The sequence below is a fragment of the Vibrio hyugaensis genome, from assembly GCF_002906655.1.
GTDB lineage: Bacteria > Pseudomonadota > Gammaproteobacteria > Enterobacterales > Vibrionaceae > Vibrio > Vibrio hyugaensis.
Map to the genome: position 1 here is coordinate 3,332,985 of NZ_CP025794.1, position 14,239 is coordinate 3,347,223.

13 protein-coding genes are annotated in these 14,239 nt (G+C 43.9%); 8 read left to right on the forward strand and 5 right to left on the reverse strand.

The annotated features are described in order from the left end of the window. Window positions 1-2: 2 nt before the first annotated feature. From C1S74_RS16375 to C1S74_RS16390, 4 genes are all read left to right on the forward strand, one after another. Window positions 3-965: a DNA polymerase III subunit delta' gene (locus C1S74_RS16375; protein ID WP_045396116.1), complete on the forward strand. Its 963-nt coding sequence runs from the start codon at window positions 3-5 to the stop codon at window positions 963-965. Continuing rightward, entirely contained in the window at window positions 956-1,723 is a 768-nt protein-coding gene (locus tag C1S74_RS16380; RefSeq protein WP_045396117.1) for a TatD family hydrolase, read from the forward strand. Before C1S74_RS16375 ends, C1S74_RS16380 begins: the two co-directional genes overlap by 10 nt. Before the next feature lie 445 nt (window positions 1,724-2,168). Beyond that, window positions 2,169-3,599 carry a PTS glucose transporter subunit IIBC gene (gene ptsG, locus C1S74_RS16385; protein ID WP_038869464.1) on the forward strand — a complete coding sequence of 477 codons (1,431 nt, stop codon included), beginning with the start codon at window positions 2,169-2,171 and terminating at the stop codon, window positions 3,597-3,599. A gap of 244 nt (window positions 3,600-3,843) precedes the next feature. Continuing rightward, window positions 3,844-4,245: a hypothetical protein gene (locus tag C1S74_RS16390; protein WP_038869518.1), complete on the forward strand. Its 402-nt coding sequence runs from the start codon at window positions 3,844-3,846 to the stop codon at window positions 4,243-4,245. 58 nt (window positions 4,246-4,303) lie between these two features. Here the strand turns inward: C1S74_RS16390 and C1S74_RS16395 are convergent, their stop codons facing one another. From C1S74_RS16395 to C1S74_RS16405, 3 genes are all read right to left on the reverse strand, one after another. Then, on the reverse strand, window positions 4,304-4,399 hold the full coding sequence (locus C1S74_RS16395) for a MetS family NSS transporter small subunit (RefSeq protein WP_095760653.1): 96 nt from the start codon (window positions 4,397-4,399) through the stop codon (window positions 4,304-4,306). Then, a complete protein-coding gene (locus C1S74_RS16400; RefSeq protein WP_045396119.1) occupies window positions 4,399-5,859 on the reverse strand; it encodes a sodium-dependent transporter in 1,461 nt (486 codons plus the stop codon). The genes C1S74_RS16395 and C1S74_RS16400 overlap by 1 nt, the downstream gene beginning before the upstream one ends. A gap of 465 nt (window positions 5,860-6,324) precedes the next feature. After that, the gene (locus C1S74_RS16405) at window positions 6,325-6,915 is read right to left on the reverse strand and encodes an outer membrane beta-barrel protein (RefSeq protein ID WP_045396120.1); all 591 of its coding nucleotides are present in this window, start codon (window positions 6,913-6,915) and stop codon (window positions 6,325-6,327) included. A gap of 127 nt (window positions 6,916-7,042) precedes the next feature. Here C1S74_RS16405 and cydH point away from each other — a divergent pair, with 127 nt between their 5' ends. Beyond that, on the forward strand, window positions 7,043-7,135 hold the full coding sequence (gene cydH, locus C1S74_RS16410; protein ID WP_005444835.1) for a cytochrome bd-I oxidase subunit CydH: 93 nt from the start codon (window positions 7,043-7,045) through the stop codon (window positions 7,133-7,135). Between the two features lie 22 nt (window positions 7,136-7,157). Further along, the gene (locus C1S74_RS16415) at window positions 7,158-8,303 is read left to right on the forward strand and encodes a patatin-like phospholipase family protein (protein WP_038881635.1); all 1,146 of its coding nucleotides are present in this window, start codon (window positions 7,158-7,160) and stop codon (window positions 8,301-8,303) included. A gap of 60 nt (window positions 8,304-8,363) precedes the next feature. On the opposite strand, the gene C1S74_RS16420 is transcribed toward C1S74_RS16415, so the two are convergent. Next, window positions 8,364-9,743 (reverse strand): IS4 family transposase, encoded by a 1,380-nt coding sequence (locus C1S74_RS16420; RefSeq protein ID WP_103415304.1) that lies wholly within the window; start codon window positions 9,741-9,743, stop codon window positions 8,364-8,366. Between the two features lie 145 nt (window positions 9,744-9,888). Continuing rightward, window positions 9,889-11,331, reverse strand: a complete 1,443-nt coding sequence (pyk, locus tag C1S74_RS16425; protein WP_038881636.1) for a pyruvate kinase — start codon at window positions 11,329-11,331, stop codon at window positions 9,889-9,891. Between the two features lie 319 nt (window positions 11,332-11,650). On the opposite strand from pyk, the gene mlc reads away from it, so the two are divergent. Both mlc and C1S74_RS16435 read left to right on the forward strand, forming a co-directional pair. Then, window positions 11,651-12,868, forward strand: coding sequence for a sugar metabolism global transcriptional regulator Mlc (mlc, locus tag C1S74_RS16430; protein WP_038869476.1), 1,218 nt, complete (start codon window positions 11,651-11,653; stop codon window positions 12,866-12,868). Window positions 12,869-13,082: 214 nt separating this feature from the next. After that, the gene (locus C1S74_RS16435; RefSeq protein ID WP_038869478.1) at window positions 13,083-14,024 is read left to right on the forward strand and encodes a chemotaxis protein CheV; all 942 of its coding nucleotides are present in this window, start codon (window positions 13,083-13,085) and stop codon (window positions 14,022-14,024) included. Window positions 14,025-14,239: the final 215 nt, after the last annotated feature.

Below are 14,239 nucleotides of genomic sequence, written 5' to 3' on the forward strand. Positions count from 1 at the left end.
TCATGTTGAATGATTTTCCATGGTTACAGCCAGTTTGGGATAACCTAAAAACGAGCCTAGATTCCGAACGGGTTCCCGGCGCTTTGATGCTGCAAAGTGAGAAAGGTTTGGCCGTGGATAAGCTCGTGGAAGTTTTCAGCCATGCTTTGTTGTGCCAAAACTACGCCAGCGAAGCTTGTGGTTTTTGCCATAGCTGTCAGTTGGTGAAGTCTCAAAGCCATCCCGATTTACACTGGATAAGGCCAGAGAAAGAAGGCAAAGCGATTACGGTTGATCAGATTCGAGCCTGTAATCGTCTTGCTCATGAGTCTTCTCAATTGAATGGTTATCGTGTGTTTATTATCGAGCCTGCGGATGCAATGAATGAGTCTGCATCTAATGCGTTGTTAAAAACACTCGAAGAACCAGGACACAAATGCTTGTTCTTACTTGTCACGCACAATCAAGAGCGATTACTGCCAACGATTCAAAGTCGTTGTCAGCAGTGGGTGGTGGCATCTCCTTCGACTGAACAGGCAATGAACTGGATTAAAGAGCAAGGCGAGTCAAATGTGCCTGCTTATGCGCTAAAGTTGAATATGGGGTCTCCAATAAAAACCCTAGAAGCTGTGAAAAGTGGCGAGTTAGATGAATATCAAACGTTTGAACGCTGTTTTATCGACACGCTATCTTCGCCGGTATCGGATGTTTTTCAGTGCGCGACTATGATTGCGAAGAACCCTGATAAAGCGTTGGGCTGGGCATGGTATTTATTAACAGATGCGCAGAAGGCTCAGTTTGGCGTTGTCGAGGCGGATCAACTGCCTGGCTCGACGAAGTTCCCAACAAATAATTATGATGGGTTGTACCTATCAACGAAAAAGCTCCTTGAGCTTAAAGCACAGGTCCAGAATTTTCCGGGTTTGAACCTTGAACTACTATCAATGAACTGGTTAATTGAATCACGAGAGGCATTATGTTCGTAGATTCGCATTGTCATTTAGACAAGTTGAATTACGACGATCTTCATATCAATGTTGAAGACGTTATTAACAAAGCAAAACAAGCTAACGTAACCGAACTTCTATCGGTCGGTGTGACGTTGGACTCTTTCCCTAAGATGTTAGAGTTGATCACGCCTTACGATAATGTATACGCGTCTTGTGGTGTGCACCCACTTGATGTGGAAAGTGCATTTTCACTAGAGACGCTGCATCGTCATGCTTCTCACGAGAAAGTCGTGGCAATTGGTGAAACGGGGTTAGATTATCATTACAAACCAGAGACAGCGGGACTGCAAAAAGAGCGTTTTGAGCAGCAAGTTGAATTAGCGGTAGCACTGAGTAAACCACTCATCATTCATACTCGTAACGCTCGTGAAGATACATTAGAAATTCTACGTAAAGGTGGAGCGGATAAATGTGGTGGTGTGATTCATTGTTTTACGGAAGATCTGCCATTTGCAGAAGCTGCGTTGGATTTGGGGTTCTACATCTCAATTTCGGGTATTGTGACTTTCCGTCAAGCGACAGAACTGAAGGAAGTAGTGAAAGCATTACCGCTAGAAAAGCTACTTATTGAGACGGACTCACCGTATTTAGCTCCCGTGCCACATCGTGGAAAAGAGAACCAACCCGCTTACGTAGTCGAAGTTGCAGCCTATATTGCACAGCTAAAAGGATGCTCGCTAGCAGAGGTAGGGCAAAAAACCACCGAAAACTTCCGAAATCTTTTTTTGCGATGAAAAATCAATAAGCGTAGTAAAAAAGGGGCAATAGCCCCTTTTTTGTTTAGAAATACGCCAAAAAGATCATTTAGTTTAATGTTTACTAAATTTGTTGATTTAACCGCATTCAAATCCCTCAAATGTAATTTTGTTACTAAAAATAACATCAGTCTTTATTTTATTTACGCCTTAAAATTAATTCTGTTGATAATAAAGTCTTTATAAAACAGTGATATAAGTTTAATGCAAACCTTTTCATTAGCGCTTTTTCGGTGTGATCTGAGACTTGTTTTGAAACTAAATTTCGTAACTGTGTGGAAAGTTTGAGGGCCATCAATATATATTTAGAGCCGGAAAATATAATGCAACGTGTGGTTACATTTTCATTGGGTGCTAACATTGAGGCTACGGGGGTGTGCCGTTAGTGCCCAAATAATACTTATAATTTATCAGGAGCATAAACATGTTTAAGAACCTTTTTGCAAACCTGCAAAAAGTTGGTAAAGCTCTGATGCTACCAGTATCAGTTTTGCCAGTCGCAGGTATTCTACTAGGTGTTGGTGCTGCCCACCTTAGCTTCATTCCAGAGATCGTTTCGAATCTTATGGAACAAGCTGGTGGTTCAGTATTCGGCCAAATGGCACTTCTATTTGCTGTTGGTGTAGCACTTGGCTTCACAAACAACGACGGTGTAGCAGGTCTTGCTGCTATTGTTGGTTACGGCATCATGACAGCAACGCTTGGCGTTATGGCTGGCATCATGGGCGTTGAAAAAATCGATACAGGCGTACTAGGTGGTATCCTTGTCGGTGGTGTTGCTGCTTGGGCATTCAACCGTTTCTTCAAAATTCAACTTCCAGAGTACCTTGGTTTCTTCGCTGGTAAGCGTGCAGTGCCAATCATCACTGGTTTTGCTGCGATTTTCCTTGCGGTAGTACTTTCTTTCGTATGGCCACCAATCGGCGGTGCAATCTCTGCATTCTCTGACTGGGCTGCACATCAGAACCCACAACTAGCATTCGGTATTTACGGTGTTGTTGAACGTTCTCTAATTCCATTCGGTCTACACCACGTATGGAACGTACCATTCTTCTTCGAAGCTGGTACTTGTGTGAACGCTGCGGGCGAAACTCAAAACGGCGTACTAACTTGTTACCTAGTTGCTGATGAAGCATCTCGTGCTGCTGGTAATGGCTTCGGTCAGCTAGCGGGTGGTTACATGTTCAAGATGTTTGGTCTACCAGCTGCAGCAATCGCAATTGCTCACTGTGCTAAACCAGAAAACCGCGCGAAAGTAATGGGTATCATGGCATCTGCTGCGTTGACTTCATTCCTAACAGGTATTACTGAGCCAATCGAATTCTCATTCCTATTCGTTGCTCCACTACTATACGGTATCCACGCTCTACTAGCTGGTTCTGCATACGTTGTTGCTAATACTCTAGGCTTCGTACACGGTACATCATTCTCACACGGTCTGATCGACTTCCTAGTTCTATCTGGCCACGCTCAGAAGATGGGTCTGATGGTTGCTGTTGGTCTAGTTTACGCAGTCATCTACTACGTAGTATTCCGCACAGTAATCACTGCTCTTGACCTAAAAACTCCTGGTCGTGAAGATGAAACAGAAACTGCTGCGGTTGCGACTGGTTCAGACATGGCTGGTGAGCTTGTTGCTGCATTCGGCGGTAAAGCTAACATCACAGGTCTAGACGCATGTATCACTCGTCTACGTGTAGCAGTTGCTGATACAGCAGCAGTTGACCAAGACAAGCTAAAACAACTTGGCGCTGCTGGTGTTGTAGTTGTTGCAGGTGGTGTACAGGCTATCTTCGGTACTAAGTCTGACAACCTGAAAACAGAAATGGATGAGTGGATTCGTAACCACGGCTAATCTCAGTCATTCATAAAAAAGGAGGCTTCGGCCTCCTTTTTCGATCTGTAAATTTTGGTCTACCTTTTTCTTTTCTATTGTCACTGTTTTCTCTCTTAGTCACTTCCTTAGTTACAGTGCGTGATCTTCTTCTCAGCCTTACGTTTGTAGCTTTATTCATACGTCATCCTTACTCGTTACTGACAAAATAAAATGGTGTTATGTTTGAATTATGCACGCTGTTTTTTAGAGGGGGGAGATGTTGATGAAAAAACTAATTTTGTTGGCAGCAGCTGCATTGCCAAGCGCCGTAATGGCTGCGGATGGACCAAAGAATTTTTCTGTGGGTATGGCTGTTGATCAGCAGTTGAGTGTCGTGATTGAAATTGAAGATAAGTATCGCGGTATCATTGGTAATGATGGGATGGCGTTTGACTACATTGCGAAGCGCGGGACGTTCGATCAAAGCATGCCACTGACCTGGTACGTCGGTATTGGTGGTTGGTATGAGTGGGATGACGAATTTGGTGTCCGTGTTCCATTGGGTTTGAACTGGGACTTATCTAAAGGCTGGGACCTCTACGCTCAAATTCACCCAGAACTTGAGCTTTATAAAGGACCTGACCTACAAATCGGTGGGGCACTTGGTATCAAGTATAATTTCTAACAGACACAAAAATGCCGGCTTTGTCGCCGGCACTTTATTTTTTAACTTCTAATTATGATTATTGTTTGTTCATTGCACGTTTGATGCAAATTGCGGCTCCGCCCCAAGTAATACCCAGACCGATAATCATCATGATGATTGCACTTGTCGTCATTACGCTTTCTCCTTGCTCATTACGTTAATTAATACACCAAACACGAACAGCGCAGCAATCATTGCCCAACCTAGCGTTAGGTCGTAGCCACCGTAGCCTTCTGTTAGAAGCGCGTACAGTTTTGTTGCCAAGATAATCGCTAGCATGATAGGCGTCACGAAACGTAGACAGATTTCAAACCATTGACCGATAGAGAAGTCAGAACGTTCATTAACGTAATTGCGAACTTCTGGTACTTGTTTCAATAACCAAGCCATCAGAACGATTTCTACAAGGCCGCCAACCATAATACCAACGTTGTTTGCGAAGTGGTCGACAAGGTCGAGTAGAAGCAGTCCGCCGTTGGTCGCGAATGCCATCGAAACAACAAATCCCGTACCAATCACGATGTTTGCGGCTTTTTTACGACTCCATTTTAGCTTGTCGATAACCGCTGAAGTGACTGCCTCCATGATCGAAATGTGCGAGCTTAAACCAGCAACAACCAAAGCAAAGAAGAACAGCGGGCCAAGAATGTATGGTGCTGGTAATAAGTTAATTGCCGCAGGTAATGTCACAAATGCCAATCCAACACCTGCTGATACAACTTCAGTGAGTGGTTTGCCTTGCTCTTGCGCCATATACCCCAACACCGAGAAAATCATGATACCCGATAGAATTGAGAAGCCACAGTTGATCAATACCGTCATAAAGGCGTTATTGGTGATGTCCGATTTCTCTGGTAGGTAGCTTGAGTACGCCAGCATGATCGCAAAGCCAATGCTCAACGTGAAGAAGATTTGACCATAAGCCGCAGCCCATACCTTCACATCCCAAATTTTGCTGAAATCAGGCTCGAACATGTAGTTCACACCATCTAGCGCACCAGGTAGGAAAATCATGCGGCCAATCAAGAAGATCACCATTACAAACAAAATAGGCATCATGATCTTAGAAGCGCGTTCAATACCCGATTTAACACCGCTCACAATGGCTGTGTAGGTAATCGCCCAAGCAATCAACATAGATGCTGCGATCTTCCATTGAATACTGCCTAAATCCGTTGGTGAATTATCACCAATCTTTAGGTATTCACTAAAGAAGAATGCATTCGTATCTGAGCCCCAACTTTGAGTAAACGACATACCAAAATAAGAAATCGCCCAACCAATAACGGCAACGTAATAGACTGCGATAACTGCAGCAACACCCACCTGAAACCAACCTAACCACTCAAACTTAGAGTGGATCTTCGCGAGTGTTTTTGGCGCAGAACCACGGTACTTTTGACCCATACTGAACTCTAGGATCATGAATGGAATACCTGCTGTGATCATGGCGAAAAGGTAAGGAATAAAAAAGGCACCGCCACCATTCTCATAAGCCATATAAGGGAAACGCCAGATGTTACCCAAACCGATGGCTGAACCGACTGCGGCTAAAATGAATCCCGCACGGGATCCCCATTGTTCTCGCTTCATATTTGACTCCTGTACAACTCCCTAAGGAATGAAGCTCTTTCAGGCATTATGAAAAAACCAGCAGAAGAAAGGGCAACTGTTATCCATCAGTTTTTGTCCTTAATTCCGAATTGTTACAAAATTCTGGTGTTTTACTTTGTAATGCATGCAAAGAAATAGAATTAAATGCTTAGTATTTTGATGTGTGTTTGTAAAAGCTGAAATATTCTTCTGCTTTCTGTGGTTAGACTAACTTTTTACATTATTTAGCGCAATAGATTCTAAATGTTAATGGCAGGATTTTATGTGGTTTAAATATTGTTAAATGGTGTTTTTGTAGGGCATCCGATCGGTAATTAGTGGTTGTTTTTGAAATAAATATCTAATTTATCAATGTGATCTTGGTCTAATAAACTGTTTTTGTTTTATAGGGCGTCTGTCTGTATTGATGACACCCTATAGAAGATATTACGTTAAAACGACGTGTTAGAAGCGGAAGGTAAAACCAATATTTGACTGGAATTGGTTCATCCAATCGGTTTCAAACTTGATAATACAAGATGAACCGTCAGTCGGTAGGACGCAGGCTCCTGATGTGTCGTTATCGACAACAGTGCCCAACCAACGGATCTGAGCTGTCATCGCAAAGGTTTTCGAGAATTCGTATTCAAGACCGGCGAAAGCACTGCCAGAAAACCCGTATTTGTCATTAACCCAGTCTACGTCGGCGTATGACGCGCCTATGCCCAATCCCACGTAGGTTTGCCATCCTTGAGAAAGAGGGTAGTAAATACTGCTTTGAAATTGGAGATAGTGAATATCTGCGGAGTTATTGATGTCTTGTAGTTCTGACGATTGGTTTGAATAGAAAAAACCGATACGACCCATCTCGAAAGGCGTTTCTACGGATATCGCATAATTGATGGAAGGGTCTAAATCGTAGGTGCGGCCGTTTTCATCCTCTACTTTTCCGCCCCCTGTAAAGCCGACGTAGGGAGTAACGATAACGTTTGCTTGAGCAGCCATAGAACTGCTCAATAAGATACTCCCAACTAGCCAGCCAATTTTATAGTTCATTTGCTATCTCCTTATTATGACTAAGCTAATTGTGATGCCTTAGTCAAAATCGTGCGACTAAATTAGGCAATTCTTGAACATAATTCACACTGGTGTTATTAATTTGTTACAACTAAAGGAGGTGTCTATGGAACACGATCTAAAATCCGCCCTACTCATTGTCGTCACGGTGTTCGCAGTTTTACTGTCTTTTGGCATAATTGCGATTACTACGGCTTAACTAACATACTGGCATTACGCCTATGATACGTAACAGCGGTATAATCACCGACAGCCATGCAGAGCTTGATGTAGATGTTTACGAGCGCTTTAGAAATGGCAAAACTGCCCTTGTCGCACAAGGTGGAGGGCAGAGAGGGATTTTTACCGCTGGTGTATTGGATGCATTTCTTCTTTCCAATTTCGACCCGTTTGATGAGTTCTATGGTACTTCAGCCGGCGCGCTTAACCTCTGTGCTTATCTCTGCCGACAACACGGAATGGGGAAAGCTTTCATTACTGATCTCACGACATCTGACGAATTCTTCAATCTCTTCCGCTACATCCGTAAAAAGCAGTATTTGGGGCTAGAATGGGCCTTAGAGCGGATTCAGGATTACCCTTACAAACTTGACTTAGATATGGGGAAAAGTGTGTTAGGAGCCCGTAACGCCTTCGCAGCGGTCACTAACGCCGACACTCTCTCAGATCAATACCTGCCGATTTTGAGCCAAAATTGGGTTAATACCATGGTAGCGACGTGCGCCATACCAAAATTGTACCAAAGCCCTGTGAGCATTAATGGTCAGCAGTTTGTGGATGGAGGTGTGTCTGCGTCTATCCCAGTGCAAGAAGCATGGCGACAAAATGCACGTAATATTATTGTGATTCGTACCGAGCCTTTTTCTGAATCAGAAGCTAAAGCGCAAAGTGAGATTGGTGATGGTGGCGTTGAGTGGTATCGAGAATCTATTAATTCAGTACAAGAATCTTGGCAACAAAAAGTTACTCAATGGAAAGATGATTGGAGTGACTTCCTTCAACAAAAAATCAATGCCGCTCATGACTCTAAGTTAACTGGCCACAAACTGCTGAATGGCGGACGTTGGTTGTTTGGGGCGGACAATTTGTATCGTTTGAGTCATTTGATCGGGGAGAACTTCGACTCCGGGCTGGCAGATATGTTGATGATTCACTATCAAACGTTCGAACTGACACAAGCTTTCTTGTCTGCACCACCGGATGATACCTTTATCCTCCAGTTGGCTCCTAAAGAAGAGCTCCAATCCTCTTCGCTACTTAGTGACCCAGAAGCGCTAGAGCATGACTACCAACTCGGACTACAAGCGGGTTTTAACCTGATTCAGCTCTATGATAAGTTAAACGTAGATGGCCGAGAGACCGCTTAGGTTTGAATCCGTAATTCGATAAAAGAAAAGGCTCCGTTTGGCTGTCTCTTGATCACAAGTCTAGTGATCAAGAGACATTGCGAGTTCGTAGCCTTCAAGGATGGTTTGTAGTTTAAACCATCCTTCCCAAAGCACCTTTATTGAAGCTCTACCCGTCCTCTTGGTATCTTTCCAACCGCCTAATTTAGCGAGATTTTTGTACGCCCAGCTCATATCGGGCACTTCTTTAGGTAATGTCTTACTTTCTAGTTTCAACCACAGTAGCTTCCAAGCTTTTTTGCCCAATACCTTTTCACAACTTTCTTTCGTTAGCTCATCAACTTCTTTAATGAAGCGTAACGCCAATAAACGCGTAGCAACAAAGGCATAGATGACACTTAATCTCTCTAAGTTATCTTTACTTTGTAGCCTGAGTGACTCCACATCTGTCCCTTCACTTTTCCAGACTTTATGGAAATCTTCAATCAGCCATCGGCGCTCGTAATAACCGATAATTCTCATAGCGTCTTCAACGTTGTTTATTGGCTCCGACGTCAAGAGGTGCCATGCTAACTTGTCTTTTGATGTCCCTTGCTCAAGGCAACCAACATAATAAACAGGTATGCCTGCGTGCTCTTTTTTGTTTGCCGGAGCCTTTAATGTCACCTGACCATATTTAACATCAAGCTTTACATCTCTCGCTTTTCTCCCTCCTTTTTGGGGGATGGTAAGCTCTTTTGTCTCGACGCTTGGTAACGCTTGCGCATAGTCGTAAAGCTTTTGATGATGAGCTTCTAGGCAGCGACTTTGCATTGAGCGAACGACAAAGCGCTGCTGATGTTGACGTTTATAAGTCAAGTATTCGAATAGGTCAGCTTCTCGGTCACAGACCGAGATAACATCTAACATTTTATCCCCTAGGCGTTCAACGACACGGCGAGAAGCTTGCTCCCATTTGTAACTCTCTTTCTCCTTATAAGGACGAGTCGCGTGTTGGTGCTTTTGCCCACGCTTAGTAATATCTCGGCTCCATCGTTGTTGCTCTATAAGCCCAACAATGGTCTGACTTTGTGGAGCGAAAAGTAGAGTTGAATGTACGTGGAGCGCTCGGGTTCTGTCACCTTGATTCGTGTGCCCGAGCTCCTCTTTTATACTTCGATGCGGGAAACTAAGCGTTGTTGTATCTTCAATCGCGAGTAACTCCTCATGCTCGTTAGCTCGAGATACAGTTGATTGAAAACCTGCTTCAGCGATGTCTTTTGCATCAATGTTTTCATTGCGGATAAAGCGATATGCACCTTCCATATCAGCGGGAGAAAAAGGAAGTTTAGCCACGGAAACTCCTGGTTGATTAGCAATGGAAGTCGCTAAACTGATAAGGCGTTGTGTTCTTCGAGGGTCTTTAAGTTGTGCTTGTCCAAATTGTTCTTGTGCCCAAAGCTTAGCGTCTGAATGTGTCATCTTAGTGTTTCAGTAAGGATTACTAAGTGATCAGATCACACACACGTGAAAGAGTTCAAAAAAAAAATCCCCAAGCTACAAGCTTGGGGATTTGTGTATAAGAGACAGCCGAGCTGGAGCCTTTGTCATGTATTCGAGTCAAATGCTACGCAGATAGGATTCGCATACAGTTCGTTGAACCAACCACATCCATGACATCACCTTGAGTGAAGATCACGAGATCCCCTTCATCGAGCAATCCTTGTTCTTTAAGCGTTACAATTGCCGCATGAGCGGTCGTCAATCCAGCGCCACCCTTAGAATCAAAGAACACTGGTGTTACACCACGGTATAGTGCAGCACGGTTCAATGTGGACTCGTTACGAGAGAGTGCGAAAATCGGTAGACCAGAACTCAAACGTGACATCATCAATGCTGTGCGGCCTGATTCTGTTAATGAAATCATCGCTTTTACGCCTTCCATATGATTGGCAGCATACATGGTCGACATTGCAATGGTCTCTTCTGCGGTCGCAAACGTGCGGTCCAATCGGTAAGTCGAGAGGCTTGCTTCTGACATTTTTTCTGCGCCCATACAGACTTCTGCCATGGATTTAACGGTTTCTACTGGGTATAAACCCGCAGCTGTTTCACCTGAAAGCATCACGGCGTCTGTACCATCAAGCACGGCGTTGGCAACGTCCATCACTTCTGCACGAGTTGGCATCGGTGCGGCCATCATAGATTCCATCATTTGGGTTGCAGTGATAACAATGCGGTTTAAGCTACGCGCACGGCGGATCAGCTTTTTCTGTACGCCGATAAGCTCTGGATCGCCAATTTCTACCCCTAAGTCACCACGAGCCACCATCACCACATCGGAAGCGAGGATGATGTCATCAATTGATTCATTGTTCGCTACCGTCTCTGCTCGCTCGACTTTAGCGACAAGCTTCGCTTCTAAGCCAGCGTCACGCGCTAAACGACGTGCGTAGTTCATGTCTTCCCCGTTGCGAGGGAATGAGATGGCTAAGTAATCCACTTTGATTTCTGCTGCGGTTAGGATGTCGGCCTTATCTTTTTCTGTTAGAGCATCCGCAGAAAGACCGCCACCTTTTTTGTTGATGCCTTTGTTGTTGGACAATGGACCACCAACAGTGACTCGGGTGTGAACTTTATTTCCTTCAACGCTGGTAACTTGGAGCTGCACTCGGCCATCATCGAGTAACAGGATGTCGTTGGTTGAGACGTCCTGTGGAAGTTCTTTGTAATCTAAGCCAACCGATTCTTGGTTGCCTTCGCCTTTAGGTAAGTCACTATCTAAAGTGAACTTGTCTCCGACACTGAGGATGATCTTACCATCTTGGAAAGTTGAGACTCGTATTTTAGGACCTTGTAAATCGCCGAGAATAGCAACTTGTCGACCCAGTTTAGCCGCAATCGCACGGACTTTATTGGCTCGTTGAATATGGTCTTCGCTCGTACCGTGGGAAAAGTTCATACGTACGACGTTTGCGCCAGCTTTGATGATTTCTTCAAGGACATTGTCTTTGTCGGTTGAAGGGCCTAGCGTTGTGACGATTTTTGTTCTTCTCAATATAGAAGTCATAGATTCTCCGAAGAATGCAGGTGTAGGACGAGATAACTGGAATTCTATTCTCGCTAAGTATATGCACACTATGTACATATTGTTCGTATTTAGGTCAAAGTGCTGAAAAAACGCTGAGTCTCAGGCTTTGCTTCCTAATTTGATGAATAAAATAAGTCAATTTTCAAACAATTTAACAGGAGTAGATTTCTCGTTATTTGATTGAATACACAAACAAACATGTTTATACGTGATGCTTGTCACGGGGATTTATCAATTCACTTCACAATTACTTCGCAAAGTAAAAAAATTATCCCGTTATAGAATTTCGGAGTGCAAGATGTACATGGCTCAACCGGGCCATATTGATCATATCAAACAGGTCAATGCTGGTCGTGTATACAAACTAATTGACCTGAAGGGTCCAATTTCTCGAATCGATTTATCCAAGAAAAGTGAGCTCGCACCTGCGAGTATCACTAAGATCACCCGAGAGTTGATTGAAGCACATCTGATTCATGAAACTACCGTGCAAGAGGCGACCAGTCGTGGCCGTCCAGCGGTAGGTTTGCAAGTCAATAATGAAGGCTGGCAATTCTTATCGATGCGTTTAGGGCGAGGGTATTTGACCATTGCTTTGCATGAACTTGGTGGGGATGTGCTTATCGATACCAAAATCGATATCCATGAACGCGACCAAGACGATGTACTTGAACGCTTACTCTATGAAATTGATGAATTCTTCCAAACCTACGCCGATCAACTTGATCGTGTGACTAGTATTGCTATCACGTTGCCTGGTCTGGTGAACTCAGAGCAGGGTATTGTGCTGCAAATGCCGCATTACAATGTTGAGAACCTTGCTCTAGGGCCTGAGATCTACAAAGCAACAGGTTTACCAGTGTTTATTGCCAACGATACACGTGCGTGGGCATTGGCTGAGAAGCTGTTTGGTCACTCACAAGAGAACGATAACTCGGTTCTGATTTCGATTCACCACGGCTTGGGGGCCGGTATCATCTTAGATGGGCGTGTCCTACAAGGCCGTCATGGTAACATTGGTGAACTTGGCCATATTCAAATTGACCCGAATGGTAAGCGTTGTCACTGTGGTAACATTGGCTGCTTAGAGACCGTTGCGAGTTCACAAGCTATTCGTGAAGAAGTGGTGACTCGTATTGCTGATGGCGAACCCTCGATTCTTGCTGATCAGGAAGAAATGAGCATCGAAAGTATTTGTGAGGCGGCGGCAAATGGCGATCCTTTGGCTGTCGATGTTATCGAGAAGCTTGGTCGTTACTTGGGATCTGCAATTGCTATTGTGATCAACTTGTTTAACCCAGAGAAGATTTTGATTGGTGGGGTAATCAACCAAGCGAAAGAGGTGCTTTATCCTGCCGTTCGCCGCTGCATTGAAGAGCAGAGTTTACCGGTCTACCACCAAGATCTTGAGCTGGTGGAATCTCGTTTCTACAAACAAGCGACCATGCCGGGTGCCGCGCTTATCAAACAAGCTTTGTATGATGGTCAGTTACTGATGAAGGTAATTGAAGGCTAATTTCCCGCATTGTTGTGGTGTAGTTTTAAAGGGTGAGCTCTAAGAGTTCACCCTTTTTTGATCGCCAATCTGAGCTTTGCTTCATTGCTATATCAATAGCATTAATGTAATTTCCCTAAGTAATGTAAAACACTCATACAAAAGTTTTACTTTGTTGTTTCAGCACGGTTTTCTTTAAAGAGTGAAGGATAGTTATTCAGAGTTAGGTAGTGGTATGTCCGGAGTGTTAAATACAGTGGATCAGCGTACGAATCTAGTGGGTGAGAACCGACTGGAGCTTTTGCTGTTCACATTAAATAGTCGCCAGTTATTTGCGATCAACGTTTTCAAAGTGAAAGAGGTGATCAAACTGCCGCCACTGACCAAGCTACCTGGTTCACACTACAATATTCGTGGTGTCGCTTCTCTCCGTGGTGAAGCAGTACCTGTGATTGATTTGCGTGGTTCAATTGGCTTTCCCCCTTTGCGTGGTGAAGCGGAAGAAGAAAACCTGATCATCACGGAATATAACCGCTCAGTTCAAGGCTTCCTTGTTGGGCCTGTACGAAACATCATCAATACAGCTTGGACCGAAATTCAGCCTCCACCTTCCACATCTGGCCGCTCTAACTACCTCACGGCAATTACCCAAGTGAAAGAAGGGGATAGCTCTCAAATCGTCGAAATCATCGATGTAGAAAAGGTGTTAGCGGAAATCATCCATTACGATGTCACGATTTCTGAAGGCGTGTTAGACCACGAACTTGCTCAAGCTATGATTGGTCGTAATGTGCTGATTGTGGATGACTCCTCAACAGCTCGTAACCAAGTACGTGATACCTTGTCTCAATTAGGTTTGAATATTATTGAGTGCCGAGATGGCCTTGAAGCATTGACGGTATTAAAACGTTGGTGTGACGAAGGTAAAGATGTCGCGAACGAGTTACTGATGATGATTACTGATGCTGAAATGCCGGAAATGGATGGCTATCGACTGACGCATGAAGTCCGTAGTGATCCGAGAATGTCCAAACTGTTCATCACGCTAAATACTTCTTTAAGTGGGAGTTTTAATGAAGCCATGGTGCAAAAGGTGGGCTGTGACCGCTTTATATCTAAGTTTCAACCAGATCTTCTTGTTGAAGTCGCACAAGAACGTTTGCGTCAGGTGGTTTAGGTTATCCAAGGTATAATTATCTTGTTACAAACTCATTCATAAGTTTTGATGATGTCTGCTTCATGAGTTGCTATACTTTAATGACATATTTTTTACAGTGAAATATGTCAGGTATATCACGTTACTTTTCACCTACGAGTCAACTCGACTCATTAGTATAGGGTACTTCCTTTTAATGATATGGCTAACATCTAAAGTTATTATGACTTTATCCT

Bases quoted from the DNA above. Each gene is read 5' to 3' on its own strand.
- C1S74_RS16400 (WP_045396119.1), bottom strand. From the start codon at position 5,859: ATGAAGCGAGAACAATGGGGATCCCGTGCGGGATTCATTTTAGCCGCA.
- C1S74_RS16415 (WP_038881635.1), top strand. From the start codon at position 7,158: ATGATACGTAACAGCGGTATAATCACCGACAGCCATGCAGAGCTTGAT.
- C1S74_RS16435 (WP_038869478.1), top strand. From the start codon at position 13,083: ATGTCCGGAGTGTTAAATACAGTGGATCAGCGTACGAATCTAGTGGGT.
- C1S74_RS16390 (WP_038869518.1), top strand. From the start codon at position 3,844: ATGAAAAAACTAATTTTGTTGGCAGCAGCTGCATTGCCAAGCGCCGTA.
- ptsG (WP_038869464.1), top strand. From the start codon at position 2,169: ATGTTTAAGAACCTTTTTGCAAACCTGCAAAAAGTTGGTAAAGCTCTG.
- C1S74_RS16380 (WP_045396117.1), top strand. From the start codon at position 956: ATGTTCGTAGATTCGCATTGTCATTTAGACAAGTTGAATTACGACGAT.
- C1S74_RS16375 (WP_045396116.1), top strand. From the start codon at position 3: ATGTTGAATGATTTTCCATGGTTACAGCCAGTTTGGGATAACCTAAAA.
- C1S74_RS16420 (WP_103415304.1), bottom strand. From the start codon at position 9,743: ATGACACATTCAGACGCTAAGCTTTGGGCACAAGAACAATTTGGACAA.
- mlc (WP_038869476.1), top strand. From the start codon at position 11,651: ATGTACATGGCTCAACCGGGCCATATTGATCATATCAAACAGGTCAAT.
- C1S74_RS16405 (WP_045396120.1), bottom strand. From the start codon at position 6,915: ATGAACTATAAAATTGGCTGGCTAGTTGGGAGTATCTTATTGAGCAGT.
- pyk (WP_038881636.1), bottom strand. From the start codon at position 11,331: ATGACTTCTATATTGAGAAGAACAAAAATCGTCACAACGCTAGGCCCT.
- cydH (WP_005444835.1), top strand. From the start codon at position 7,043: ATGGAACACGATCTAAAATCCGCCCTACTCATTGTCGTCACGGTGTTC.
- C1S74_RS16395 (WP_095760653.1), bottom strand. From the start codon at position 4,399: ATGACGACAAGTGCAATCATCATGATGATTATCGGTCTGGGTATTACT.